Genomic DNA, 25,004 nt, shown 5'->3' with positions numbered 1-25,004 from the left:
CGACACCAGAGAGGAATTAAGCTTCAAATGAAAATGAATCAGAATCGTAACCGGCTCAGGCTGGCCTTGCTGCTCGGTTCTTTCTCGGCTCTGGGCCCGCTGACGATTGATATGTATTTGCCTTCGTTTCCACAAATAGCCGAGGATTTCGGTACGAAGGCTTCACTTGTGCAATTGAGCTTAACCGCCTGTTTAATCGGCCTTGGCCTCGGGCAGCTCGTCATGGGACCGATGAGTGACGTTCATGGCCGGCGCAAGCCGCTGCTGCTGTCCTTGGTCGTTTATTTAATTGCTTCGCTGGCCTGTGCGCTGGCACCGAATATTACTTTGTTTATCGTTGCCCGTTTTATACAAGGCTTTGCGGCCTCAGCAGGCATCGTTATTTCAAGGGCTATTGTCCGTGATCTATATAGCGGACATGAGCTGACCAAATATTTTGCACTTATTATGCTGGTTAACAATGTTATGCCTTTACTGGCACCTGTTGCGGGAAGCGGAATTATATCCTTCACCACTTGGATCGGCGTGTTTATCGTACTCGGGGCGATAGGCCTTGCTCTGGCGCTTATTGCAACGTGGCAGCTGGAGGAAACACTGCCACGCGAAAAGCGAATTTCGAGCAATTTCGGCGAGCTGCTGCGTAATTTCGGGCAGTTGCTTAAAGATCGCGAGTTCACCGGTTATGCGTTGACGCAAGGTCTGATGATCGGCGGTATTTTCGCTTATGTCTCAGGCACACCGTTTATTTATCAGCATATTTACGGCACCTCGCCGCAAGTATTTGCCTTTTTGTTCGGCACCAACGGCCTCAGCCTTATTTTGGGCTCGCAGATCGTCGGGCGCCTCAGCCATAAATGGACGGAGCAGCAATTTTTGCTACTCGGGCTGCTGCTCTCCGCGGCATCCAGCGTTTCATTGCTGATTGCGGTGCTTGTGGAGGGGCCGCTGTGGTCGCTAGTCGTTCCTTTATTTTTCTTTGTATGCTCAATCGGTATTACCGCTACCGCTTCGTTTTCGCTGGCTATGGAAAACCAAGCCCATATTGCCGGCAGTGCCTCGGCTTTGCTTGGCTTGCTGCCTTTTGTGCTTGGTGCTGTAGCGGCTCCGCTCGTTGGCATTGCCGGAGAGGAAACAGCTGTCCCGATGGGCGTCATTATTTTTACCGCCAGCATGCTCGGGATGGTTGCTTATTTCGGCCTCGTCCGCTCTAAGCAGCGTGCTTCTGGAAAATAAGCTAGAGTTGCAAACGTACGAGTGAAGCTAGATTAGCAAGCGACAATAAAATAAAGCTAGCCTTACTCATTAGGCACCTATAGTCGAGACACTTTGAAAAAAGTGAGCAGACTGCAGGTGCCTTTTTTTTGAAATAACAGAGGACGGCGCCAGCCGTTTCACCTTGTTTTTCAAAGTTAGTGGTTAAAAACAGGGAAATCAGGAAAACATACACTTTATTCAATCAAGCGCAAAACAAAGGGATGGCGGTGCAAAGTGAAGACATTTCTAGCCTATATACCGGAATACCCCGTCTTCCTTCAGGCACTGGCCGTGCTAATCGTTCCGGTCATACTCTCGGTCGTATTCAAATGGGCTGAGTCGGAAAGGAATTGAGTCATGAATAGGGAAAACAGCATTGAAAGCCGTTTAGAGGTTATAAGAGAACAGATAAAGGAATACGGAGATGTCAGCATACGGCAATTTGAACTGGGGCAGACAGAGATCAAAGCGGCAATTGTGTATTGTGATGGGCTGACGGACAGGGAGCAAATTGATTTTCATGTGTTACAAGCGTTAATGTCCTATTCGTTTGATGATCGACCGATTTCGAAGGAGCTTATTCAAAATACCCTGTTATCTACAAGCGAAATTATGGAAGTGGAAACGCAGGAAGAGATGCTTTCCAAAGTGCTTACAGGTTATACGGCCTTAATAATTGATGGGATAAAAGAAATTACATTAATCTACGCGCTCGCGGGCAAAAGCCGCAGCATTGAAGAGCCTATTTCGGAAGCATTGGTTCGCGGGCCAAGAGCGGGATTTAATGAAAATTTATCCGACAATATCGCTTTGCTGCGCAAACAGGGTGAAAATAAGGACTTGTGTTTGCTAAAGCTCCAGGTTGGCGAGCGGGCGAAGAAGGATCTGTATATCGGCTATATGAAAGGAATCGCGGATCCTGATCTAGTGGAGGAGGTGCGCCGGCGGGTATCTAAAATCCGCATCGACAACGTGCTGGAGTCGGGCTATATTGAGCAGCTAATTGAGGATAACTATTTAAGCCCCTTTCCGCAAATTCAAAACACGGAAAGGCCAGATAGAGTGACGGCAGCTCTAATGGAAGGGAAGGTGGCCATTTTGCTTGATGGTACGCCATTTGCTCTAATCGCACCTGTAACCTTCAGCATGCTGCTGCAGTCGCCAGAGGATTATTATGAGCGCTGGCTTGCCGGCACGCTGCTAAGGATTATGCGCTTTTTCGCCGCAATAATGGCCTTGTTTGTTCCGGCTACTTATATTTCCTTCATCTCCTTTCACCCTGGCTTAATTCCAACTAAACTGGTCATTTCCATCATTGCTACGAGAGTAGGTGTACCTTTTTCTTCTTTGGTAGAAGCATTAATGATGGAAATTGCGATTGAAATTTTGCGGGAAGCGGGCCTTCGTCTGCCGAAACCGATTGGTCCGGCGATGGGAATCGTAGGCGGTCTCATTATTGGGGAAGCGGCTGTTCAGGCGGGAATTGTCAGCCCGATTCTCGTCATCGTCGTGGCATTGACCGCGATCTGCTCGTTTTCGATACCGCAATATAGTGCCGGCATTTCTATACGTATGCTGCGCTTTCCCGCGATGTTTTGTGCAGCCGCCTTCGGCATGTATGGCGTTATCTTGTATGCCCTGCTGTTGGGCGCCCATATTTCGAGGCTGCAAAGCTTTGGCGTCCCTTATGCCAGCCCGGCAGCTCCATACCGGTTAGGGGAATGGAAGGATTTTCTTATGCGCGCGCCGCTGCGGATGATGAAGCGGAGGCCAAAGCTGCTTTATCCGCAGGATTCTACTAGAAAAAGGTGAGCCAATGAGCGGGAACCAACAGGCTATAGGCGGCCTTCCCCAGGAAAAACTCACGACCATCCAGGTCGCGGTTATGATTTCTAACTTCATGCTGGGCTCTGGCATATTATCGCTTCCCCGGGTATCAGCGGAAAAGGTTGGCACGCCGGACGCTTGGATATCGGTCTTATTGGGCGGGCTTGTAGCCATTGTGGTGGGGGTCATTATGGCGCTTTTATCGCAAGCCTATCCCGGTCAAACCTTTTATGAATACAGTCGAAAAATTATAGGTTCGTGGCTGGGGCATTTGCTAGGTCCAGTGATGATCTTATATTTTGCCGCGACTGCCGCTTTTCAAGTGCGTTCTTTAGCCGAGGTTTCCAGCTTTATATTATTAGAGGGAACACCGCAATGGGCGATTACTTCCGTATTTTTGTGGGTGGGGCTGTATTTGATGCTGGGCGGACTCGGTGCCATTGCCCGGCTGTTTGAGCTGATTTTGCCACTGACGATTTTCATCTACTTACTGGTAACGTTAATGGGGTTTACTATATTTGATTTAAATAATTTGCGTCCGCTATTGGGGCAAGGCATCTGGCCCGTTCTAAAAGGGATTCAGACGACCTCGCTCGCCTTTACAGGCTTTGAGGTCATTATCTTCTTGACAGCCTATATGAAAAATCCCCAAAAAAACATTAAAGCGGTGACCGCAGGGATAGCCATTCCGCTCGTTATTTATATTGTGACCGTCTTTATGGTCATTGGGGCATTGTCCGTTGATGGCACCTTAACGAAAAACTGGCCTACACTTGATATGGCCAGAAGCTTCGAATTGTCGGGCTTGATTTTTGAAAGATTCGAATTTTTGCTGTTGATTATTTGGATTATGCAAATTTTCTCCAGCTTCACAACCGCCTTTTATTTTTCAGCGTTGGGCATTTCCCAGCTATACAAGCGCAAAATAAAAACCTGTCTGTATGGTCTGCTCCCATTCGTTTATATTTTCGTTGCTGTCCCGAAAAAATTAGACGATGTGTTTACGCTTGGGGACTGGATTGGAAAAGTGGCATTGTATTTGTTCGGGGTTATTCCGATTGTTTTATTGATTGTGACGAAATGGAGGGCGAGCAAGCATGCGAATTAGACATAAAGCCAAGCGCTCGCTCTTTATCGTTTTATGTGCGGTCGTTCTGCCCTTGCAGACGGGCTGCTGGAGCAAGGATGAGATCGAGGATCAAAGCATCTATGTCGGCATGAGCCTGGATCCGGCGAGTGAAACGAAACTGGAAAAAACATTTCGTAAGGAAGGAGACGACTATCGCAAGCGCAAGCTTCTAAGTTATACCCTGCAGATTATTAATGTGCAATCTGAAAGCCAGCATAGTGGCGGACAGGCGCCAGTCTCAGCGAAGCCATATTTTAATATTTCCGAAACCGGGGATTCCATGTTTCAGCTCATTCGCGAGTTTTCGGCGCGAATGGAACGTCCAGTCATTGGCCAACATATGAAGGTCATTGTTATTAATGAGAAGCTTTCGCGGAAATACAGCATGAATGAGCTGCTCGATTTTTTCCTGCGTGACAATGAAATTCGGCCGAGTTGTCTCGTTCTGATTAGCAAAGGGAGCGCACGCAGCACATTGATTGCGAAAGACAACTCTATTATTCCGTCCTTTCGGCTTTCGGGACTAGTGGACAACCGTTACCGCTCCTTAAAAATTTTAGAGCCGATGACGTTATCGAAGCTGGAGGGAAAAATATATGGTGAGCAAAGCTATTTGCTGCAAAATGTCATTGCCGCAGATGGAGAGGTCAAATTTTCCGGCGGGGCCGTTATTAAAGGCAAAACGCAAAAATTGCAAGGGCTACTAAATGAAGAAGAAACGATTGGCTGCGTATGGCTGACTGGAAAAGGAGTGGGTGGCTTGGTCAAAAGCTATCATGAGGACAACCATCAGCCGATTGTCTATGAGGTGAAAAGCATGAAAAGCAAAATTGACGCCAAAGTAGCAGGTGATCAAATTTCCTTCCATGTGAGCATTAAGTCGAAGGGACGGCTGATCGAAGAATGGTTGAACAATAATGAACCGATTGATCCTGCATTTAAAAAACAGGCGGAAGTAGGCAGCCAGAAGGAAGTACGGAGACTGACCAATATGGCTCTGAAAAAGCTGCAGAAGCAATATGGAACGGATGTGCTTGGCTTCGGCAAGCAGTTCAGTATTCAGCATCCGCGCAAGTGGGAGAAAATAAAAGACCGATGGGAAGAGCTGTTTCCTGATATTCCGATTACAGTCAGCATCGACATGGAAATTACCGAATATGGGGCTAAAATTACGCGTTAGTGCCGGATTAAGCGGCATTTGGAGCCTATTTTAGAGCTGAAAAAACTGCGTGAAATACATATTTCACGCAGTTTCCCTTTACGCGCATTATATTTTTCAGCTATGATAAGGAATATATCAAATTTTAGCTGGAAAAGTTAGAATTTGAGGAGCTGGAGGTAGCAAGCAGCATGTGGCAGCATGAAATTATCGATACGTATACGCAGGAGCTGGAGCTGTTCTCCATCTGGATGAAAAACAAAGGGATGACGGCGGCGACCCAGCGTGCCTATTTGAGTGACACTCAGCATTTTTTACATATGGTACATCCGAAGGCGCTGGATCAGGTGGGGAAATTGGATATGGTGCGATTTATGTCGGCTTGCCGTGAAAAAGGGGCAGGGGATGAAGCGCGCAACCGCAAGCTATCCTCCTTGCGTTCCTTTTATAAAGCGCTGATCGAGCTTGAGGCTCTCAGCGTTAATCCGGCTGCGCTTATTGCCAAGTCAAAGCAAGAGAAGGGACGCATTCCTGTCTACCTGGAGGAGGAGGAGCTGGAGCAGCTTGTTTCTGCGATTGGTGGAAAATATTACGAGCGAAATCTCGCGATTATGCTGCTCATGTGTTATGCGGGACTGCGGGTAGGCGAGGTTCATCGTCTGAACTTGCAGCATTTTCATTCCGACGGCTCGCTTCATATTCTCGGAAAAGGACGGAAATGGCGGGTCGTTCCGCTGCCGGCACCGCTTCAGGAGGTGCTGCGCCGGGCGATGGAGACGCGAAAGGCGCCGGGGCAATTGAAGGAGCAGGCCATGTTCGTCTCGCAATTCGGCAGGCGGCTGTCCATCCGCATGATTCAGACCGTCGCGGATGAGACGATTGGGCTGATGAAGGAAAGGCTGCCAGAGCTTGCGGGCAAAAAAATTTCCAGCCATAAGCTGCGGCATTCCTTTGCTACGCTGCAAATTCGCAGCGGTACGGACATTCGTACACTGCAGGAGCTTATGGGCCATGCGAGTATAGCGACAACGCAAATTTATACGCATATAGACAATAAACAGCTGCAAAATGCGATGAATAATATTGCGGGCAAAATGAAGGTTGGCAGCAGAAAAGCCTAGCCGTTCAGTCTAGCAGGGGAAAGGAAGCGTTGCATCTCTGATGCAGCGTTTTTTTATGAAAGGGATGTCATTAGAAAGCGAGCAGCGCATAGCCTGCTTTTTTTCATTAAATAAGTTTACATAATTAAAATTACGGTAACTTAAGATAATATCCTCAAATTTACTTAAGAGTAAATAAAGCTCAACTTATTTAGTATTTAATAAAAATACTTACATTATTCATAATTTCCTATATAATGAAATTGTTCGACAAAATTAGACGAAAGGAGGTTAATCATGATGGTACTAACATGGATGAAGAAGAGCCGAATGGCGGCAGCTATTTTTGTATTACTTCGCTTGTATATTGGGGTGAAGTGGCTTTCGGCTGGCTGGGGCAAGCTGACTGGAGAAGGTTTTAGCTCGGCGGGCTTTATGGCGAATGCCGTCGAAAATCCGATCACGGATAAAGCGACGGGCTTGCTTGTTTATCCGGTATACACGGGTTTTTTGGAGCATTTTGCTTTGCCCAACGCTGATCTATTTAATCTCATCATTCCCATTGGTGAATTTCTCGTAGGGCTGGGCCTTATTTTAGGAGCTTTCACCACGACGGCTGTTTTGTTCGGATTGCTCATGAATTTCATGTTTTTATTAGCAGGCTCTATATCCACGAATCCTTGGATGGTGCTGCTGGGCGGCATTATTCTAATCGGAGGAGCTAATGCTGGCAAGTTCGGGCTGGATTATTACCTGCTGCCCTACATGAAAACGAGGTTTCAACGTATCGCTGGCAAAAGCCGGAACGGCGGAGACAATCCATTTAAGCCGACAGCTGGCTAGAAGGTTATCTCTTTATTTCAGCCAGTTGCTCTGCGCCACTTACATAATAAGCAATATCAGACTCTAGATTAAAGGTGGCGCAGCGCAATGGTCGAACAGCTGCGTGCATGCGTTCAAATATACGACACAAATAGACGAAATCAGCCAATCTTTTTGTCTATTGTGAAAAAAATCACATATTAATGTTCTACGATCCCTTATGATAAAGACAGAAACAAACAACACATAAACACATAAGGAGTGAGTGGTCATGTTATACAAATGGCTGAGAGAAAATCGAATTGCAGCAGGTGTGCTTTTACTGCTTAGACTATATGTCGGGTACCACTGGCTGGAATCGGGCTGGGGCAAGCTGACAGGCGGGGGCTTTGATACGGCAGGATTTTTGAATAATGCTGTTCAGAACCCGGTGGCTGACAAGGCGACAGGGCTCCCCGTCTACCCGACGTATACCGCATTCATTGAGCATTTCGCACTGCCTAATGCAAAGCTGTTCAATTTTTTAATCCCGCTTGGCGAATTTTTAGTAGGTTTAGGTCTCATCGTTGGTGCACTTACGACTACAGCAGTATTTTTCGGACTTCTGATGAACTTTATGTTCATGTTCGCTGGAACAATATCGGTTAACCCATGGATGGTGCTGCTGGGTGTTTTCATCATCGTAGGTGGCGCAAATGCTGGCAAATATGGTCTTGACTACTACGTGCTGCCACTGTTGCGCAAATGGTATCAACGTCTTGTTCATCACAAAAATGACGGCGAAAGCACCGGGTTGAAGCCCTCGGCAAGATGACACTGAGCCCGGGCACAATTAAATAAATGAAGGCTGCATCGTACAAGTCAAGGTTCTCCACGAACCGCTGATGGCTGCGATGCAGCTTTTTTTGCGTGATAATTACGGATTTTAACAATTTTATTCCTCTTTTGTATGCACAAAGACGTCATATATTGGTATGATGTACAAAACGGGAGGGGGATGAGCCAGATGAGCGCAAATAGCTCCAACGAACGAGGCAGCTTTGCTCGCCCTGCCATTGCACAAGGAGAAGGCATTGCGGCCTTTTTCACCCCAGCTGATTTGGAACGTTTAACCGAGCGGATGAGCATGCACCGTTATGAGTCGGGCAATCATTTATTTTGGGAAGGCGATGCAGCGAGCTACCATTATTTGATTGTTTCAGGAAGAATTAAGCTGACCCGAATGATGGCGGATGGCAAAAGCTTGACGCTGTCTTTTGCCGGGCATGGCGACTTTCTCGGTGAATATGGCGGTGAAGGTGAGCTTTTGCATGGCATGAGCGCAGAGGCCACAGAAGAAGTGGTTGTTGGGCTTATCGCTTCAGACGAATTGGAGCTGCTGCTAAATACAAATGGGAGCATGGCGGTCAGTTTCGCCAAGTGGCTAGGAATCATGCAGCAAATTAGCCAATCAAAGCTGCGTGATTTGACGCAGTTCGGCAAACTCGGGGCGCTCGCTTCGACGCTGATCCGGCTAAGCAATATGTATGGGGTGCTGCGTCCAGAAGGGCTGCATCTCGATATTCGGCTGACTAACAATGAGCTTGCTGAGCTGATTGGAGCGACGCGTGAAAGTGTCAATCGGATGCTTGCCGCGCTTAAGGATGAAGAGGTAATCAAGGTCGTCCGTGGCGAAATTATTATCCTCAAGCTGGATGAGCTTCGTCATCACTGTGAATGTCCGACGGCACCGACCTGTGCGAAGGGTGTTTGCCGTCTGTAAAATAACGTAAGGCAATCGCTAATGGTGGTGCGGGGGGAAGCGGCTCGCAGGCTTCATTAGCGATTTTGTTTTGCCCTTTGATTTCTAAGCTTGCAGCCCAAATCGTTTGAGATATATGACAGTAGTTGTCATCTAGCGAACGATATAATGGGAGAGATTAGAAGAAGCAATGAAAAGGGAGCGTGGCTGGTAATGAAACCATTAGCCGGAAAAGTTGCTGTTGTAGCGGGAGCGACAAGAGGAGCGGGCAGAGGAATTGCAATTGGTTTGGGGAAAGCGGGGGCAACCGTCTATTGTACAGGGCGCAGTGTGCGAGGCGGCTTGTCGAATATGAACAGGCAGGAGACCATTGACGAAACGGCGGAGCTCGTTGCCGCAGCTGGGGGTATAGGCATTGCTGTGCGCGTAGACCATACGGTGGAGTCGGAGGTTCGGGCATTGTTCGAGCGGGTTAAAGCTGAGCAGAATGGACAGCTAGACCTGCTTGTGAATGATGTGTGGGGCGGTGATCCATTAACTGAGTGGGGCAAGCCGTTTTGGGAGCATTCGCTGGAGGATGGCCTGCTTATGCAACAGCGTGCTGTTTTTTCTCATATGATTACAAGTTATTATGGAGCGCCGCTTATGACCGCAAGAAAACAAGGGCTTATAATTGAAATTACAGATGGAGTAGACAACGAGTATCGGGGCAATTTGTATTATAGCTTGGCAAAAACGTCGGTTATCCATTTGGCTAAAGCGATGGCGGAGGATTTGCGCCCTTTTGGAGTAACGGCTGTAGCATTAACGCCAGGTTTTCTGCGTTCGGAAGCGATGCTGGACCATTTTGGCGTGACGAAGGAGAATTGGCGGGATGCAGCCGCGCAGGAGCCGCATTTTCTCATGTCTGAAACACCTGCCTACATTGGCGGAGCAGTTGCTGCGCTCGCAGCTGATCCAGAAGTACACCTCAAAACAGGGAAAGCGCTGAGCACTTGGGGGCTTTCGGAACAATATAGGTTTGACGATGAAGATGGCAGCCGCCCGCATTGGGGAAACTATGCGGCTACTATTGGAACGGATGCAAGCTCGGAAGCGGGCGACAGCGAAAAGACATAAACATCAGGAGGGAAATCAACTGCGGGCAGATCGATTGATTGCAATATTGCTGCTGCTGCAAAATCGCGGCAGAATGACGTCGCAGGAGCTTGCGGACAAGCTTGAAGTATCAGGGAGGACGATCCACCGCGACATGGAGGCGTTAAGCGCTGCAGGCATTCCTATCGTGGCCGAGCGGGGGACGAATGGCGGCTGGATGCTTGCCGAAGGCTACCGGACGAATTTGACCGGGATGAAGAAGGAAGAAATCCAGTCGCTGCTTCTGTCTCAGCCGACTGGCATTGTCGGAGCTCTAGGAATCAGCGATAACTTTGAAGCTGCTTTTCAGAAGCTGATTGCCGCCTTTCCGTCGATGTATCAGGAGGAAGCGGAAAAGGTGCGGCAGCGCATTCATATTGACGGCGCAGGCTGGCGGGAAGCAAGCGAGCAGGTTCCGCTGCTCCCGCTTATTCAAGAAGCGATTTGGCTGGAGCGTCAGCTGCTCATTGTATATTCTCGCGGAGCGGAGCAGGCTGAGCGGCTAGTTCAGCCACTCGGGCTCGTGGCAAAAAATAATGCTTGGTACCTTGTAGCGGACACGGAAGGAGGAATGCGCACGTATCGCATTTCTCGGCTGCAAGAAGCTGCTGTGCAAGGGGAGACGTTCGATCGGCCAGAACGGTTCGACTTAGCCTCCTACTGGCAGCAATCCATTGCGGAGTTCAAGTCTGCGCTGCCGCGTTATCCGGCGAAAATCCGCATGAAGGAAGCAGACCTATCTCGATTTCGCCAGCAATGGTATGTAACGCTTACGAAAGCAGGTGCTGTTTGTCAGGGTGAGCTAGAGGCGGATGTGCTGTTTAATACCCTGGAATCCGCATGCGAAATTTTGCTTAAATTCGGCTCAGCTGTTGAAGCTCTAGAGCCGCCAGAGCTGCGCCAGAAGCTGCTTCAAGAGGTAAAGGCAATGGCAAAGCTTTATGCAGATAATCTGGAGGATTATGCTGACAATTAGTCCACTGTAAACAAATGGGCTGCACACTCATATGCTGATCTAAATAATGATCCTTATTTGTGGAGGCTAATAGATGAATTGGGTTAACCATCAATGGAGAAACACGGTTTTTATGCCAGTATGGGCAACAACCCCACAGCATGCGCTAACGTTAATCAAAGAAGCTGTACAAGGAGAACGAAATGACGAGTTGTTTTATGATGAGCTAATTAGGCTTGCGCCAAATGCCGAGCAGGCAGGGATCATTATGTCCATTCGCAATGATGAGCGTGGGCACAACCAAATGTTTCGCGGGATTTATAGACAACTTACTGGCCAGGAAATTACCGGAGTCAGCAATGAAGCCCATCAGCCGGTGAGCTCCTACCTTGCTGGAATAGAGGAGGCTTTATTAGGAGAGCTCGCTGCGGTTGAAAAATACCGCAACATTTGGTTCGGCTTGCCCGTGGGTGTATATAAAGACACGGTTTTTGGCATTATTTTAGACGAGATGAAACATGCAAGCAAATACAATTATCTTATTACATTAAATCGAACGAATGGCTAGTTTAGAAAAAAATAAAGCCGGTTGCTCCTGATAGGAGAATGTACCGGCTTTATTTTTTTGTAAGGAGTTCATTTACTTAATTTAAGAAAAACGAATAAGCGTATTTTGTTTACATAAAAAATAATATGTCACCTTTTTCGAGGGAGCCTCTCTTAACCTCCTATCATATTCTCTTTTTTCCTGCATATGTTTAGTTTGTTAAGGATAAATTCCAGTCGTATACGGGTGGGGTGTGATGAAAATGAACGCGGATGACATGCAGTGGGTGCGATTGGCTGCCGCTCATTTGCCGATTGGTGCGGAGCTTGCTGAAATTTGTTGCCCGTCGCCACATTACGCAGTTGTAGTGGCAGATTTAAATGGGGACGGTTGCCCCGAAGTAGCAGCGGTGTATCGTTTGCATAACGAATATTTTGTTATGATTTTGCAGCATTGTCAGTTTGGCTGGGTTGTAGCCGCTTGTGTGAAAGGAATGGGGTACGGCGTAACAGTGATGACTGCCGCGCCTGTAACCAACTGCTTATGCTGTAATTTAATCATTGGCTGGCAGGTTGGGGCGATATGGTCCACGCTGTCTGTGTATGCCTACAGCAATTTCAAGCTTTGTCCCGTGCTGCCGGATGGCATCAATTTCAGCTATTTGGATGTGGAGGATATGCCAGGACCGAACGGAAGGGATGGTCAAGCTGAGCTGGCGCTATGGGCACATGACACGGGGGAAGCTTATGATGTCCACGTCATGCGCTGGTCGAAAGGGATGCTTGTTCCAGCGCCAGATGTGTATCCCTATTACTTTTGCAAAGTTGTCGACTATTACGAACGAATGGTAGCGGAGCATCCGGATTATGGTTTTTATTGGTTCCATCTGGCAGATGCGCAGTTTAAAGCGTGCCAGCTGCAGGCGGCGCTTGCCTCTGTCCACAAGGCGCTTAGCTTCCCCCAGCCTTATCCATCGCTTGAGGTGCTGAAGCAATTAAAGCATGCCATATTGGCTAGCAGCCGAGGGGAGATGGGCATAGAGGCAGCACGGCCAGCAGCAGGTATAACTGCCGATATTGACGGCTTTGATGCGGAAGATAGGGAAAATGAGCGCAGAGTGGTACTTCTTCCCGCAGCAGTAAAGACGACGAGCGGGACAAAATGGGGCTATATTGATGCAAAAGGCAGCTTCGTCATAGCGCCGCAATTCAGCAGTGCAGATGCTTTTCAGCCGAATGGGCTAGCAGTTGTTCAATTAGGCAACAATAGCGGCCTAATTGACATGTCAGGCGCTTTCCGTATACGGCCGATTTATGATTTTATCGGCCCGTTCACGGAAGGACGTGCGGTCATCATTGATAGCGCAGGCTTTAAAATCATCGATGAGCGGGGAAATGTGCTGACGACTAAAGCCTATTCATACATCTCTGCGTTTGCAGATGAACGGGCGATGTTCTACGTCATGAATGAAGCAGACAGCAGCTCCAAATATGGGTATTTGGACCGTAAAGGGACGGAGGTTATTCCGGCACAGTTCGAAAGCGCTGGCGATTTTACCAAAGGAAAAGCAGTCGTAAAGCTGCATGATCAGGCCTTTGCGTTAATTGATCGAAGTGGACGCAAGCTTGCGGAATATCCGTTTTATGATGTAGGCCAGCTCGGAGAGGGGCTGCTTTCCTATCAGCCGGAGCAAAACGGCAAATACGGGTACATTAATGAGCGCGGCCAATCGGTCATTTATCCGGCGTTTACAGCGGCCATGCCGTTTCAGGATGGACGTGCGATTGTGAATACAGCGGAGGATTTTCGCGCGCTGTACGGCGTCATTGACAAGCGGGGCGGCTATGTTGTGCAGCCGGCCTATAATGATATTCGCCAGCTGGGCGAGCAGCGGCTGGCGCTGGGCAAGGCGAGAAATGCGGATCAGCCGTATATCGGCTCGCTGTATGCGATTGCCGATCAAGACGGCAAACTGCTGACGGACTATTTTTTCACGGATGTGGCGGATTATAAATATGGGCTGGCTTCCGTTACGGACGGGAAACAGACCTATTTTATAAATACAAAAGGGCAGCCTGCACAGGGGTATCCACGCCTGTCCGGAAGAGGCGTATTAACGATTATGGATGGCGTTGTGCAGGCGATAGTCGATAACCGGGAGTCCTATTATACGCGCAGCGGTCGCCTTATTTGGCAAAGCAACACGATCATTCCGCTGCGGGTTCCACTGCGTGTCAAGGAACATAAATATAAGCCGAACGTCGATTATTTGGTGTATTATCCAAGCGTTGAGGGTATGGTCAACCAAGCGGCACAGCAGCAGGTGAACCGCAAGCTGGAGGAGCTGTCGCAGGTCAAGAGGGTCCCGGCGAATGTGCAGCTGGAGTATTCGTATGATGGCGATTTTGACGTCGCCTGGTTCCACAAAAACCTGCTCGTTTTGCAGTTGAACGGCTACAATTTCCCGTTCGGTGCTGCTCATGGGATGCCGACGATGATTTACAGCCATATCAATGTCATCGACGGGTCGATGTACGAGCTGAAGGATCTGTTCCAGCCAGGCAGCAACTATGTAAAGGTGCTTAGTGATATCGTTGGCGAGCAAATTAAGACGGATCCTCAGTACAGCTATGTGTTCCCGGACACGTATATGGGCATTAAGCCGGATCAGCCTTTTTATGTGACGGAGGATGCGCTGCATCTTTATTTTAACCCTTATGATATTGCACCGTTTGCTGCCGGGTTCCCGACGTTCCGCATTCCGTATGCCCAAATAAGCACCATTATTGCAACAGAAGGCGCTTTTTGGCGGTCCTTTCATTGAGAGTAGCGGCTTTTATAGCATAATGGTCGCGCAAGCGGAGAGCATGCTATAATAGCAGGAAGGACTATGGAGCAGAATGGAGCAACGCGCAATGAAGAGGTTTAAAAAGTTTTATGTGGAAATTACGAGCATCTGCAATCTGGCCTGTACCTTCTGTCCCCAGACACAGCGGGCGAAAGGCTTTATCCAGGTCGAGGATTTTGAGAAGCGGCTGGAGCAGATTAAACCGTTTACGGACTATATTTATTTTCATCTCAAAGGCGAGCCGCTGCTGCATCCGAAAATTGACGAGCTGCTGGATCTGAGCCAAAAGCACGGCTTCAAAGTCAATTTGACGTCAAACGGGACGCTGCTTCATAAAGTGAAAGAGAAAATTTTGACAAAGCCTGCGCTGCGCCAAATGAATTTCTCTTTGCATAGCTTTGACGGACACATTGGCTCGACGAATAAGGAAGGTTATGTTCGAAGCGTATTGGATTTTGCACGTGAGGCGGTTGAGCGGACAAATATGATCATTTCGCTGCGCCTTTGGAATTTGCATACCGACAATGCGACGAATGCGGAGCGCCAGCGCAATCGCGACGTATTGGCGATGATTGAACAGCAATTTGGGCTGGATTACTTCATTGAGGAGCGGGTTGCTCCCGGTAAAGGACTGAAAATTGCTGATCGTATTTACTTGAATCAGGATCATGAATTTGAATGGCCGGATTTGAAGGCGGAAGAGGATGACGGCAAAGGCTTCTGCTACGGGCTGCGCAATCAGGCAGGCATTTTGGTCGATGGAACGGTCGTTCCATGCTGCCTCGACGGCGAAGGCGTCATTGATCTAGGGAACATTAATGATAAATCGTTCTCGGACATTATTGAGGATGATCGGGCGATTAAGCTGGTCGAAGGTTTCTCCCGCAGGGAAGCGGTCGAGGAGCTATGCCGGAAATGCGGCTATCGCAAGCGCTTCGGAGCTGGGGCATAAGATACGGGTCGAATGCAGCACGATGGAGCTTGTACGGCGCATGCGAACGTGAGCGTGATAAACGTAAAACAGAAAAACCGGAATCCTTGATTGAAGGAGACCGGTTTTTTCCACGTTCATCCATAGACTAGGGGATTATTAAACGAATGAGCAACATACTTATAATCAAAAATGACTATCCATGCATTGAATTTATTAGTTATAATTATTACTATTGAGGAATTGAACGGTGGCGTTTAGGCTAGACATAGCCCCAAAATAAAACGACTTGGAGCTGAAATTTTGAACAATCCATGGCAAGAAATTAAACTGGATATATATGAAAACCACATGAAGTTCTGATGCTGTATTTCAATTACAAACTTTAAATCAAATCACAAAAGAGCAGTTTGAAAGTTATGGGCACGAAATCGTTGGTATCCTTGGAGTTGCTGGGGGAAATGGACTAGACGTGATTGATTTACATTCTACTAAAAAAATATATGGTTTTGACATAAACAAAGATTACTTGAATGCTTGTCAAAAAAGATATTCTTATATGGGGAATACGCTTGAGCTAGTGCATTGTGATATTTGTGATCCTACATTTACATTACCAAAAACAGATTTATTAATCGCAAATTTAATTATTGAGTATGTTGGAGATGCTTCATTTGTTTCCCTAATCAATCAGAACAGAAATCAAGTAGAAGTTGTTTCTTGCACGATTCAAAAAAATCAAGCTGACAGCTTTGTAAGTCAATCCAATTACATATCAGCCTTTGATCCATTACTTTCAATTGCACATGATGTAGATGCAAAAAAAATCATTAGACTGGATTTCAAAAAATCATAAGAAATATAATGCAATTCGATTATAATAAGAAGTTAGTTTTAATCACTAGATAGGGGAATGTGAGCCATGATAAAAAAAGTATTTAAAATAACGACATTATCAACATTAGTAGTCACCCTTTCTGCTTGTTCGGTTTTAAAAGAAGCTGAACCATTAACAAGCGAACAAGCCCAAGCCTATACAAATGCTACCGCAAATAAGTATCAGACGATTTTCAAAGGTAGGGGACAGACTGTTGTCTTTGCTAATGGAACATCCCTTCATTATGAAATTGCCGAAGATCATATAGACTCCATGGGTGGCGAAAACGACGGCGATTGGGTAGTCAAAGAGTCCGCGGAACAGCTCATTGCAAGTGTCAATGGGGAAAAAATCAATATTACGGATGCTCTTGAGGAAAAAGGCTATTTTTACTATGGCTATCGGGACGATGCTGACATCCTGCATAGACTATATATCGTTAAAAATGCAGGCGGCACCAAGGATTATGCAGAACGCTGGTATTCCCAAGCGGAGTGGCTACCTGAGCTTGGCATGAGTGGAGGTTCAAGGGGACTCAGCGGACCTTTGGCCATGGCCATTGGGTCTGCCGAACAAGATGTGAACGATGATAATGCTGAGCATGATACTGCGCTACAAAAGCATTTAAAGCATTATTGGAATGAATATGGGGAAGAATCGTTTTAACCCATGCTATTTAAAAGGAAGCCTTGTTATGCTAAAGGCGAACGTTAGTTCAGCGATCCAGGAGCAGTTTGCCACAGCGGCAGCTGCTCCTGCTGTTATTAAGCTAAAGGCAGAATCCTTCCAATATTTGTAGAAGTATGAATGAACAGAAAGAGTTTTTCAGGGGAAGGGATGAATTTAGTCGCTCCTTTTTCATACCCGCTTATTGTACACCCTCATTGCAAAGAAATAGGCTATGAGCAAAATCCCGACGCACCACGCAAGAGCGATCCATATATCATTGCCCACCGGCTGCCCTGACAGTAGTGCACGGATGGCTTCCACTATCGAGGTCACCGGTTGTTTTTCGGCAAAGGCACGAACGACCGCAGGCATCGACTCGGTAGGTACAAATGCCGAGCTGATAAACGGCAGGAAGATAATCGGGTAGGAAAAGGCGCTTGCGCCGTCCACCGACTTTGCTGATAGCCCTGCAATTGCCGCGACCCAAGTTAATGCCAACGTAAACAGAGCAAGTATGCCAACTACTGCAAGCCATGACAGTGGCCCCGCGGACGAACGAAAGCCCATAACGAGCGCTACAAGTATGATGACGACAATCGATAGGGCGTTGGATACCAGCGAGGTCAGCACATGTCCCCACAATAAGGTGGAACGTGAAATGGGCATAGAGTGAAACCGCTCGAATATGCCGCGTTGCACATCGGTAAAAAGGCGGAAAGCCGTGTAGGATATACCGCTAGCAATAGCAATGAGTAGGATGCCAGGCAACAAGTAATTCACATAGTTATCCGTTCCGGTTTCAATTGCACCGCCGAAGACATAGACGAACAGCAACAACAAAGCGATCGGCATGATGGTAACCGAGATAATGGTGTCCATACTGCGGAAAATATGGCGCATGGAACGTCCAAGCATAACGCTCAGATCGCTGACAAAGTGCTTCTTTACCGTCTCCATTTATTTTCCCTCCTTGTTGCCGACGATTGCGAGGAATATCTCCTCTAATGTCGGCTGTTTTTCAACATATTCCACCTTTGTCGATGGAAACAGCGTTTTCAGCTCCGAAAGCGTGCCGTTGGCAATAATTCTACCCTCGTGCAAAATGGCAATTCGGTCGGCAAGCTGCTCAGCTTCTTCCAAATACTGCGTGGTCAGGAGTACCGTCGTGCCACCGTCGGCAAGCTCCTTGACAATCTTCCAAACCTCGATACGCGACTCGGGATCAAGTCCAGTGGTCGGCTCGTCGAGGAAAATAATCTGTGGTTTTCCCACAAGGCTGAGGGCGATGTCGAGCCTGCGGCGCATACCGCCCGAATAAGTAGACACCTTTCGGTCAGCGGCGTCTGTCAGGACGAAGCGTTTAAGCAAATCGTCCGCAACCTGGCGCGGATTTTTGAGGTATCGCAGCTTGGCAATCATAATAAGATTTTCTCGTCCGGTTAAAATTTCGTCCACGGCGGCAAATTGCCCGGTCAGACTGATCGCCTGCCGCACATGGTCGGGTTCTGTAGCAACATCGAATCCGTTTACGTAGGCGGTTCCGCTGTCTTTTTTGAGCAGCGTGGTGAGAATTTTGACAACGGTTGTTTTGCCCGCCCCGTTGGAGCCGAGCAGGGCGAAAATACTGCCCTTTTCCACCTCGAAATCTACGCCCTTTAGGACTTGCAGCTGCTTGTAGGACTTTTGCAGGCCAATCACTTGAATCGACTTGTGCTGCATATTTTTCCCTCCTTATATAACCGTAACTTTAGACAAATCAGCATCCATGCCTTTAAGGGCAGCATAGGTCAGCTTATCCATCGTCGCGCCTTCAAAGCAGATGGTTTTGATCGCACGGTAATATTTCTTGGACAAAGAAAAGCCAGAAAGGAACGAAACATTTTTGAGTATCGCTCCTTTAAACGAAACCTCATTCAGCGCCGACTTGTCAAACTTGACGCCTATGAAGGTCTGCTCGTCAAATCGCACCCCTCGCAAATCCGAATATTTGAAGTCCACTCCGTTAAAGGTACATCTTTCAAAGATTGTTTTTCTAAGGTCGGTCATCGTTAACTGGACGTCAGTTAGCTTCACATCAATGAATTTTGCTCCGTCCAGACCCGACTTGCTGATGTTGGTACGTACAAGGATGGACTTGTGGAAGCTTGAATCCTTAAGGTCAATGGCAGAGAGGTTGCAGTCAGTGAGATTGGCATGGTCAAAAATAGCTTCACCCACATCGCTGCTCGCAAATGTGCTGCCCGTCAAGTCAGCACCCGTAAAGTCGGTACCACGTAACGCACTCGCAGCAAATTTTCCTTTATGCGCGTTAACGCCCGCAAGATCGCTCTTGGGCAGATAACTCGCACTAAAATTCGTCACCACTTGCCGTTCCAGCGAGCGGGAGAGGTTAGCGACCTCCAGTATAGTTTGTTCGATGTCGCCGATGCTCTCAATGGTCATATGAAACGCGGTTGCATCATCTTTGCCCTCGGTTTTGAGTTCGGAATACCGCTCCTGCAAATCGGAGTGCAGGTCCGCCTTTAATTCGCTGACGCTTTTTACCCCATCGTAGGGCGTAAATACACCGTTCAAATAGTTCGTCAATTTCTGATTCATCTCATCAAATCTCCTTTATAATAAATTTTCTAGCACGCGCTTCGAATACTCCCAATTGCTTTTGTTGCGGGCGTAAGTCTCCTTGCCCTTGTCGGTAATCCGAAAATACTTGCGCCGTCCTCCCTGAGATTCATCGCCCCAATACCACTCGATATCGCCGTCTGTTTCAAGCCGCCGGACGCTGGAGTACATCGTGGCTTCCTTTAATTCATACTCGCCGCCCGAGCGCTCTGCGATCAGTTTGACAATTTCGTACCCATAGCGGTCAGCTTCGGATAGGAGCCGTAAAATCATCGTATCGGTATGTCCGCGCAGCAGGTCGGATGTAATTTTGCTCTCGCTCATGTAATCACCTCCGCATTTTTATAATACGACACACTACTGTGACTGTCAAGGTAGTATTTCAAGTGAGATACTTTGTTTGAAAAGAAATATTTTTCGCTGAAGGAGTAAGTCGTGGAGAGGCTTCTGTGGATAATGAACAAAAATATACCGATGCCTACTCCGACTTATACATCGGTGTAGACATCGGTATGAAAGAACGAAGGAACATATAGAAGTTTGCGCAATATGGGAATAGAACAGTCATGAAGAGAATTTAAAAAATGAAAACCGAAGCTTAAGCTTATGCGTGCGACGAGACCAGTATATGCCCGTATGCCCGGAGAAAAGGTAGCTGATGATGCAGCCCAGCAGCAAATAAGGAAAGGCCTTGATGCCAAATAGCTCCATGCCCATTATGGCAGCGGCGAGCGGGGTATTGGTGGAACTGCCAAATACAGCAACGAAGCCAATGCCCGCAAGCAGGGGCACAGATACAGACAGCAGGCCGCCAAGCGCACTGCCTAGTGCAGAACCGATGACGAACAGCGGCGTTACTTCGCCGCCCTGAAATCCAGCGCCAAGCGTAACGGCGGTGAACAGGATTTTCAATAGAAAAGCGAATGGAGATAATGCTTCTTGAAAGGCTTGTTCCATTAGTGGGAGCCCAAGGCCAACATAATCTCGCGTCCCTACGGCGTAGACGAGCAAAATGATAAGCAGACCACCGATGAAGCTTTTGAAAGCTGGATTCGGGATATAATGGTTGAATACCGCTTTGAGCTTATGTGTAAGTACGACGAATAGCCGCGCCGTTAAACCGAACAATACCGAAGCGAGCACAATAGCGAGCAGCAGCTTTATATTGAAGCCTGGCAGGCTGCCGATGGCATAATGGCTATGATGCGTGCCTAACCCAAGGGCGACGGCGTGTCCAGTAAAGCCGGCCGCCAAAGCGGGCAGCAGCAGCCAGTAGGGGACGAGGCCTATTGCGAGCAGCTCTAAGCTGAATATGGCGCCAGCAAGCGGGGTGCCGAAGACGGAACCGAAGCCGCCGCTTATACCGCAGATAAGCAGCATCTTTCGCTCTAGCCCACCGAGCCGACAAAGGCATCCGATATAGCTAGCCATACTGCCGCCCATTTGCACGGCTGTCCCTTCACGTCCGGCTGAACCACCGAATAGATGGGTGATCATCGTACCGAAAAGAACGAGCGGTGCCATGCGCAGCGGCACTCCGCCATCTTCTGCATGCAGCTGCTCCAGCACAAGGTTATTCCCTTTGCCAGCATCTCCGCCTAGCTTCATATACAGATAGCTGACCAAAGCTCCACCTAGTGGAAGAAGCCAGAGCAGCCATGGATGCGCCAGCCGCTGATACGTTGCTGCATCCAAAAGCGCCAGCAGCAGCGCAGAAGCAGCTCCCGTGAGTAGCCCAGTGGAGCCAGCAATGCCTAGCCAAATAAGGAGAATGCGTATTTGCTGCTTCATGAATTATAATGCCCCTGACATGATAAGTTGATATTTAAGTCTATATCCCTTTTTCGGATGAGTCAATGAATGGAGAGCTTCACCATACATCAAATAATTGTACGTCATACAATTATTCATTTGAAGCCATACAAGAGCTCTTGATACAATGCTCATATATGGAGCATAAATGAAGGAAGGTTGATGAATATGAAATATTATGTCATTGATGCGTTTGCCAATCACCTTTTTGAAGGGAATCCAGCTGGTGTTTGCATTATGGATGCGTGGCTGCCGGATGAGCTCATGCAGAAGATTGCTATCGAGAACAATTTGTCCGAAACGGCGTTTGCGGTAAAGATTGCGGATGATGGTTACCATTTAAGGTGGTTCACACCAGGCGGGGAAATTGATTTGTGTGGCCATGCAACGCTGGCAGCAGCTTATGTGCTTGCGAACTTTTATGATACAGCTCTTATGCGTATTCGTTTCACAACACTCAGCGGCGACTTAATCGTTGTAAGGGACGGAGAGCTGTACGAATTGGATTTCCCGAACAAAATGCCCAAGCCCCATACGCTCACACAGCAGATGGTTGAAGCGCTCGGAATGATGCCCGTAGAAACGTATCTTGATCGCGATTTAATGTTTGTGCTGGAATCGGAGTCTGATGTCAGAAGCCTGAACCCGGATTTCACTAAACTCGCCGCGCTGCCAGTAGGACTCGGTGTGCTGGTTACTGCTAAAAGTGAGCAGTACGATTTCGTATCCCGGTGCTTTTTTCCAAAATTAAAAGTGGATGAAGATCCTGTATGTGGATCAGCCCATTGCAATTTTATCCCATATTGGGCTGAGCGTCTGAGCAAGCAGGAAATGACGGCAAGACAGGTTTCTAAAAGGGGAGGCACCTTGTACTGCAAGCTTGCTGGTGATCGCGTGAAGATAAGCGGCCGAGCTGTATTGTATTCAATTGCTGACCTCTTTGTCGATTAAGATGATGAATATGGAGAAACTGGCATAGCTAGAGTTTATAAAAAATTTCACTATTCAACTGTAGCCGTTAATGCCTATACTAGTGGCTATAAACAGAAATGGATAGGAAGAGGAGAATGGCATTGATGAGCCCATTGCAAATACAATTGAACCGGGAATACATACTGGAATTTTTGAATCGCTTGCTTCAAACGCCAAGCCCTAGCGGCTACTGCATGGCGATTATGAGGCTGCTGGAGGAGGAAGCTCGCAAGCATGGCTTTGAGCTGGAGCTGACACCGAAAGGCAATGGAATCATTACGATTCCGGGAACAGGAAATTGTACAGCGGGCACGCTTGCGTTAACCGCCCATGTGGATACGCTTGGCGCGATGGTGCGAGCGATTAAGCCAAGTGGCATGCTGCGCTTTACGCCCATTGGCGGTTATGCCATGCATACAGTGGAAGGCGAATATTGCCTCGTTCATACGCGCGATGGCCGCCAGTATGAAGGAACCGTGCTGTCGACGAAAACGTCTGTCCATGTGTATCCAGAGGCACGGGACTGGAAGCGCAGCGAGGAAAACATGGAAATACGCCTGGATGCGGATACGACGTCTAAAGAGGAGACGAAACGGCTTGGCATCGAGGTCGGCGATATTATTTCATGGGACCCGCGCACAAAAATAATGGACAATGGCTGGGTAAAATCACGGCATTTGGATGATAAAGCTAGTGTCGCTGCCTTGTTCGGGCTGCTGGAGTGGTTTGGACGGGAAGGGAAGCGTCCGGAGCGCACGCTTAAGCTGATATTTTCCACGTATGAAGAGGTAGGACATGGCAACGCCTATATGCCGCCGGATGTGACAGAGCTGATCGCGATTGATATGGGCGCTTTAGGCGATGATTTATCCGCAAGCGAGCGGGATGTATCCATTTGTGCCAAAGATTCCTCTGGCCCATATGATTATGCGATGACCTCGAAGCTGATCGAGCTGGCAAAGGCTTCAGGCATTTCCTATGCGGTCGATATTTATCCGCAATATGGCTCGGACGCATCGGCTGCGCTGAGAGGAGGCAGCAATATTCGGGCTGCGCTAATTGGGCCGGGTGTGCATGCTTCGCATGCCATGGAACGGACGCATGCAGATGCGATTATAAACACGGCAGTATTGTTATTATCCTACATAAGTGAGGGATATTCATGGACAACGAAATCAAGCTAAAGCTGGACACGCAGCAGTTGGGACAGATTGCCCAGCATCATTTCGGCAGGGAGCTTGCGCATTCGCGCGAGCTTACCGATGGCTGGGCCAATACGGCGTATCAACTGACGCTTGTGGACGGCTTCCAGGCGGTTGTAAAGGTAGCTCCTACGGCGGTTGGGGCGCTCATGCGCTATGAGCAAGAGATGATGAAAACCGAGGTAGAGGTTATGAGGCTCGTGTCTCAGGATCACCGCATTCCAGTTCCCGAAGTATACGCTTATGACCAATCACGGTCGCTTGTACCGACTGATTATTTTATTATGCAGTGGCTGGAAGGAGAGGCTTATAACAAAGTGAAGGAAAGCTTTACCCAAGAAGAGCGCGAGCAAATTGAGCTTCAGTTGGGCGAGTACAATGCCTATATTAACGAAATCAGCGGGGAAAAGTTCGGTTATTATCCGCTTAACGAGGCTTTTGCTAGTTGGACGGATGCTTTTTGGGCGATGCTGCATGGCGTGCTTGATGACGCAACGGATGCGGGCGTTACACTTCCGGCAGAGCGCTTGGTCATTGAACAGGAGGTAAAGGAGCGCTTGCCTTATCTGGATGCGGTAACTAAACCAAAGCTGCTGCACTGGGATTTGTGGGATGGTAATATTTTTATTAAGGATAAGCAAATTTGCGGCATTATTGACTTTGAACGGGCGATGTGGGGCGATCCGCTGATGGAGCATTATTTTAGCCATTTTAACTTGTCGGAGACGTTTTTACAGGGCTACGGTCGTGGAGCGCTGACGGCTGAGGAGCAAATAAGACGCAGTTTATATGATTTATATTTGGATCTCATTTTATTAATTGAATGCGCTTTCCGAAAATATAGCGACCAAACGCATCTGGAGTGGGCAGAAAGCAATGCAGCTGAAGGCTGGGAGCGGTTTATGAAGCTCCGATAGCTGAAAAAGCTGAAATAGCTGAAAGAATAAGAAGAAGAGCCGAGCAAGAGAACGAAAAGCTTGTAAAAAGCTTGCTTATCGTTCACTTGGCCCGGCTCTTTTGTGCAATCAGCGTCCGGAGAGCTGCTGCTCCGCAATTTGAATAAGACGGCGGGTAATGGATCCTCCGATGGAGCCCATGTCACGCGTGGTCATATGTCCATAATAACCATCCTGCGGCAATTGAATGCCAAGCTCCTGCGCAACCTCAAACTTCATTTGCTCAAGCGCTGCACGCGCCTGTGGTACAACCAGCTGATTCGAACCTCTAGGCATAAGGGTGACCTCCTCAAGTAATGAGCGGCAGCATTTTTATAAGAAACCAAGCTTTCCTTGGACAAGGTGAAACGGCTTTCGCCRTCCTTTGGCGGCGCAGCGCGTTTCATTCCGAGAAATATAGAGAAAGGATGGGAAAATCATATGCTTTCCTATATTTCAAGGTGAAAC

At 48.0% G+C, this 25,004-nt stretch carries 24 protein-coding genes; 18 read left to right on the top strand and 6 right to left on the bottom strand.

Translation table 11 applies throughout. The annotated features are described in order from the left end of the window. The first annotated feature begins 27 nt into the window (after window positions 1–27). The 15 genes from ASF12_RS24750 to ASF12_RS24680 all read left to right on the top strand — a co-directional run bounded on the left by ASF12_RS24750 (window position 28) and on the right by ASF12_RS24680 (window position 16,993). The gene (locus tag ASF12_RS24750) at window positions 28–1,233 is read left to right on the top strand and encodes a Bcr/CflA family multidrug efflux MFS transporter (protein WP_056040582.1); all 1,206 of its coding nucleotides are present in this window, start codon (window positions 28–30) and stop codon (window positions 1,231–1,233) included. A 378-nt stretch (window positions 1,234–1,611) separates the two neighbouring features. Next, the gene (locus ASF12_RS24745; RefSeq protein ID WP_081419021.1) at window positions 1,612–3,066 is read left to right on the top strand and encodes a spore germination protein; all 1,455 of its coding nucleotides are present in this window, start codon (window positions 1,612–1,614) and stop codon (window positions 3,064–3,066) included. A 4-nt stretch (window positions 3,067–3,070) separates the two neighbouring features. Further along, complete coding sequence (locus ASF12_RS24740) at window positions 3,071–4,189, top strand: spore germination protein (protein WP_056040581.1); 1,119 nt, start codon at window positions 3,071–3,073, stop codon at window positions 4,187–4,189. Next, entirely contained in the window at window positions 4,179–5,390 is a 1,212-nt protein-coding gene (locus tag ASF12_RS24735; RefSeq protein WP_063892644.1) for a Ger(x)C family spore germination protein, read from the top strand. Before ASF12_RS24740 ends, ASF12_RS24735 begins: the two co-directional genes overlap by 11 nt. Before the next feature lie 170 nt (window positions 5,391–5,560). After that, on the top strand, window positions 5,561–6,490 hold the full coding sequence (locus tag ASF12_RS24730) for a tyrosine-type recombinase/integrase (RefSeq protein ID WP_056040580.1): 930 nt from the start codon (window positions 5,561–5,563) through the stop codon (window positions 6,488–6,490). Between the two features lie 279 nt (window positions 6,491–6,769). Further along, on the top strand, window positions 6,770–7,312 hold the full coding sequence (locus tag ASF12_RS24725) for a DoxX family membrane protein (protein WP_056040577.1): 543 nt from the start codon (window positions 6,770–6,772) through the stop codon (window positions 7,310–7,312). Between the two features lie 250 nt (window positions 7,313–7,562). Further along, on the top strand, window positions 7,563–8,105 hold the full coding sequence (locus ASF12_RS24720) for a DoxX family protein (RefSeq protein WP_056040574.1): 543 nt from the start codon (window positions 7,563–7,565) through the stop codon (window positions 8,103–8,105). A 192-nt stretch (window positions 8,106–8,297) separates the two neighbouring features. Further along, a complete protein-coding gene (locus tag ASF12_RS24715) occupies window positions 8,298–9,053 on the top strand; it encodes a Crp/Fnr family transcriptional regulator (protein WP_056040573.1) in 756 nt (251 codons plus the stop codon). A gap of 192 nt (window positions 9,054–9,245) precedes the next feature. After that, the gene (locus ASF12_RS24710) at window positions 9,246–10,151 is read left to right on the top strand and encodes an SDR family oxidoreductase (RefSeq protein WP_056040571.1); all 906 of its coding nucleotides are present in this window, start codon (window positions 9,246–9,248) and stop codon (window positions 10,149–10,151) included. Window positions 10,152–10,170: 19 nt separating this feature from the next. After that, complete coding sequence (locus ASF12_RS24705; protein WP_056040853.1) at window positions 10,171–11,145, top strand: helix-turn-helix transcriptional regulator; 975 nt, start codon at window positions 10,171–10,173, stop codon at window positions 11,143–11,145. A gap of 73 nt (window positions 11,146–11,218) precedes the next feature. Then, window positions 11,219–11,692 carry a ferritin-like domain-containing protein gene (locus tag ASF12_RS24700; protein WP_056040568.1) on the top strand — a complete coding sequence of 158 codons (474 nt, stop codon included), beginning with the start codon at window positions 11,219–11,221 and terminating at the stop codon, window positions 11,690–11,692. Between the two features lie 235 nt (window positions 11,693–11,927). Next, complete coding sequence (locus ASF12_RS24695; RefSeq protein WP_327204941.1) at window positions 11,928–14,495, top strand: WG repeat-containing protein; 2,568 nt, start codon at window positions 11,928–11,930, stop codon at window positions 14,493–14,495. Window positions 14,496–14,586: 91 nt separating this feature from the next. Next, window positions 14,587–15,471 (top strand): radical SAM/SPASM domain-containing protein, encoded by an 885-nt coding sequence (locus tag ASF12_RS24690; protein ID WP_056040849.1) that lies wholly within the window; start codon window positions 14,587–14,589, stop codon window positions 15,469–15,471. 373 nt (window positions 15,472–15,844) lie between these two features. Beyond that, window positions 15,845–16,306, top strand: coding sequence for a class I SAM-dependent methyltransferase (locus tag ASF12_RS33980; RefSeq protein WP_081419019.1), 462 nt, complete (start codon window positions 15,845–15,847; stop codon window positions 16,304–16,306). 66 nt (window positions 16,307–16,372) lie between these two features. After that, on the top strand, window positions 16,373–16,993 hold the full coding sequence (locus ASF12_RS24680) for a hypothetical protein (protein ID WP_056040564.1): 621 nt from the start codon (window positions 16,373–16,375) through the stop codon (window positions 16,991–16,993). A 192-nt stretch (window positions 16,994–17,185) separates the two neighbouring features. Here ASF12_RS24680 and ASF12_RS24675 read toward each other — a convergent pair whose 3' ends face one another. The 5 genes from ASF12_RS24675 to ASF12_RS24655 form a co-directional block, all read right to left on the bottom strand. Continuing rightward, on the bottom strand, window positions 17,186–17,953 hold the full coding sequence (locus ASF12_RS24675; RefSeq protein WP_056040562.1) for an ABC transporter permease: 768 nt from the start codon (window positions 17,951–17,953) through the stop codon (window positions 17,186–17,188). Beyond that, window positions 17,954–18,715, bottom strand: a complete 762-nt coding sequence (locus ASF12_RS24670; protein ID WP_056040560.1) for an ABC transporter ATP-binding protein — start codon at window positions 18,713–18,715, stop codon at window positions 17,954–17,956. 12 nt (window positions 18,716–18,727) lie between these two features. Further along, window positions 18,728–19,594 (bottom strand): pentapeptide repeat-containing protein, encoded by an 867-nt coding sequence (locus ASF12_RS24665; RefSeq protein WP_056040558.1) that lies wholly within the window; start codon window positions 19,592–19,594, stop codon window positions 18,728–18,730. A 15-nt stretch (window positions 19,595–19,609) separates the two neighbouring features. Further along, window positions 19,610–19,939: a PadR family transcriptional regulator gene (locus ASF12_RS24660; RefSeq protein ID WP_056040557.1), complete on the bottom strand. Its 330-nt coding sequence runs from the start codon at window positions 19,937–19,939 to the stop codon at window positions 19,610–19,612. Window positions 19,940–20,179: 240 nt separating this feature from the next. After that, on the bottom strand, window positions 20,180–21,406 hold the full coding sequence (locus ASF12_RS24655; RefSeq protein WP_056040555.1) for a chloride channel protein: 1,227 nt from the start codon (window positions 21,404–21,406) through the stop codon (window positions 20,180–20,182). 189 nt (window positions 21,407–21,595) lie between these two features. Between ASF12_RS24655 and ASF12_RS24650 the strand changes: the two genes are divergently transcribed. The 3 genes from ASF12_RS24650 (at window position 21,596) to ASF12_RS24640 (ending at window position 24,518) form a co-directional block, all read left to right on the top strand. Further along, window positions 21,596–22,378 carry a PhzF family phenazine biosynthesis protein gene (locus tag ASF12_RS24650; RefSeq protein WP_056040847.1) on the top strand — a complete coding sequence of 261 codons (783 nt, stop codon included), beginning with the start codon at window positions 21,596–21,598 and terminating at the stop codon, window positions 22,376–22,378. A gap of 134 nt (window positions 22,379–22,512) precedes the next feature. Further along, window positions 22,513–23,583 carry a M42 family metallopeptidase gene (locus ASF12_RS24645; protein WP_056040845.1) on the top strand — a complete coding sequence of 357 codons (1,071 nt, stop codon included), beginning with the start codon at window positions 22,513–22,515 and terminating at the stop codon, window positions 23,581–23,583. Continuing rightward, window positions 23,562–24,518 (top strand): phosphotransferase family protein, encoded by a 957-nt coding sequence (locus ASF12_RS24640; protein ID WP_056040553.1) that lies wholly within the window; start codon window positions 23,562–23,564, stop codon window positions 24,516–24,518. Before ASF12_RS24645 ends, ASF12_RS24640 begins: the two co-directional genes overlap by 22 nt. A 108-nt stretch (window positions 24,519–24,626) precedes the next feature. Here ASF12_RS24640 and ASF12_RS24635 read toward each other — a convergent pair whose 3' ends face one another. Continuing rightward, window positions 24,627–24,833: an alpha/beta-type small acid-soluble spore protein gene (locus tag ASF12_RS24635; RefSeq protein ID WP_056040551.1), complete on the bottom strand. Its 207-nt coding sequence runs from the start codon at window positions 24,831–24,833 to the stop codon at window positions 24,627–24,629. Window positions 24,834–25,004 lie beyond the last annotated feature (171 nt).

This window comes from Paenibacillus sp. Leaf72 (assembly GCF_001422685.1).
Lineage (GTDB): Bacteria > Bacillota > Bacilli > Paenibacillales > Paenibacillaceae > Pristimantibacillus.
The sequence above is the reverse complement of the archived record's forward strand: the minus strand, read 5'-3'. Positions and strand labels throughout refer to the sequence as shown.

What these genes read in the sequence shown, in the direction of transcription:
- ASF12_RS24695 (WP_327204941.1), top strand. Translation starts at nt 11,928, where the DNA reads ATGAAAATGAACGCGGATGACATGCAGTGGGTGCGATTGGCTGCCGCT.
- ASF12_RS24730 (WP_056040580.1), top strand. Translation starts at nt 5,561, where the DNA reads ATGTGGCAGCATGAAATTATCGATACGTATACGCAGGAGCTGGAGCTG.
- ASF12_RS24690 (WP_056040849.1), top strand. Translation starts at nt 14,587, where the DNA reads ATGAAGAGGTTTAAAAAGTTTTATGTGGAAATTACGAGCATCTGCAAT.
- ASF12_RS24740 (WP_056040581.1), top strand. Translation starts at nt 3,071, where the DNA reads ATGAGCGGGAACCAACAGGCTATAGGCGGCCTTCCCCAGGAAAAACTC.
- ASF12_RS24745 (WP_081419021.1), top strand. Translation starts at nt 1,612, where the DNA reads ATGAATAGGGAAAACAGCATTGAAAGCCGTTTAGAGGTTATAAGAGAA.
- ASF12_RS24720 (WP_056040574.1), top strand. Translation starts at nt 7,563, where the DNA reads ATGTTATACAAATGGCTGAGAGAAAATCGAATTGCAGCAGGTGTGCTT.
- ASF12_RS24725 (WP_056040577.1), top strand. Translation starts at nt 6,770, where the DNA reads ATGGTACTAACATGGATGAAGAAGAGCCGAATGGCGGCAGCTATTTTT.
- ASF12_RS24735 (WP_063892644.1), top strand. Translation starts at nt 4,179, where the DNA reads ATGCGAATTAGACATAAAGCCAAGCGCTCGCTCTTTATCGTTTTATGT.
- ASF12_RS24660 (WP_056040557.1), bottom strand. Translation starts at nt 19,939, where the DNA reads ATGAGCGAGAGCAAAATTACATCCGACCTGCTGCGCGGACATACCGAT.
- ASF12_RS24710 (WP_056040571.1), top strand. Translation starts at nt 9,246, where the DNA reads ATGAAACCATTAGCCGGAAAAGTTGCTGTTGTAGCGGGAGCGACAAGA.
- ASF12_RS24715 (WP_056040573.1), top strand. Translation starts at nt 8,298, where the DNA reads ATGAGCGCAAATAGCTCCAACGAACGAGGCAGCTTTGCTCGCCCTGCC.
- ASF12_RS24640 (WP_056040553.1), top strand. Translation starts at nt 23,562, where the DNA reads ATGGACAACGAAATCAAGCTAAAGCTGGACACGCAGCAGTTGGGACAG.
- ASF12_RS24635 (WP_056040551.1), bottom strand. Translation starts at nt 24,833, where the DNA reads ATGCCTAGAGGTTCGAATCAGCTGGTTGTACCACAGGCGCGTGCAGCG.
- ASF12_RS24750 (WP_056040582.1), top strand. Translation starts at nt 28, where the DNA reads ATGAAAATGAATCAGAATCGTAACCGGCTCAGGCTGGCCTTGCTGCTC.
- ASF12_RS24650 (WP_056040847.1), top strand. Translation starts at nt 21,596, where the DNA reads ATGAAATATTATGTCATTGATGCGTTTGCCAATCACCTTTTTGAAGGG.
- ASF12_RS24665 (WP_056040558.1), bottom strand. Translation starts at nt 19,594, where the DNA reads ATGAATCAGAAATTGACGAACTATTTGAACGGTGTATTTACGCCCTAC.
- ASF12_RS24655 (WP_056040555.1), bottom strand. Translation starts at nt 21,406, where the DNA reads ATGAAGCAGCAAATACGCATTCTCCTTATTTGGCTAGGCATTGCTGGC.
- ASF12_RS24675 (WP_056040562.1), bottom strand. Translation starts at nt 17,953, where the DNA reads ATGGAGACGGTAAAGAAGCACTTTGTCAGCGATCTGAGCGTTATGCTT.
- ASF12_RS24670 (WP_056040560.1), bottom strand. Translation starts at nt 18,715, where the DNA reads ATGCAGCACAAGTCGATTCAAGTGATTGGCCTGCAAAAGTCCTACAAG.
- ASF12_RS24700 (WP_056040568.1), top strand. Translation starts at nt 11,219, where the DNA reads ATGAATTGGGTTAACCATCAATGGAGAAACACGGTTTTTATGCCAGTA.
- ASF12_RS24680 (WP_056040564.1), top strand. Translation starts at nt 16,373, where the DNA reads ATGATAAAAAAAGTATTTAAAATAACGACATTATCAACATTAGTAGTC.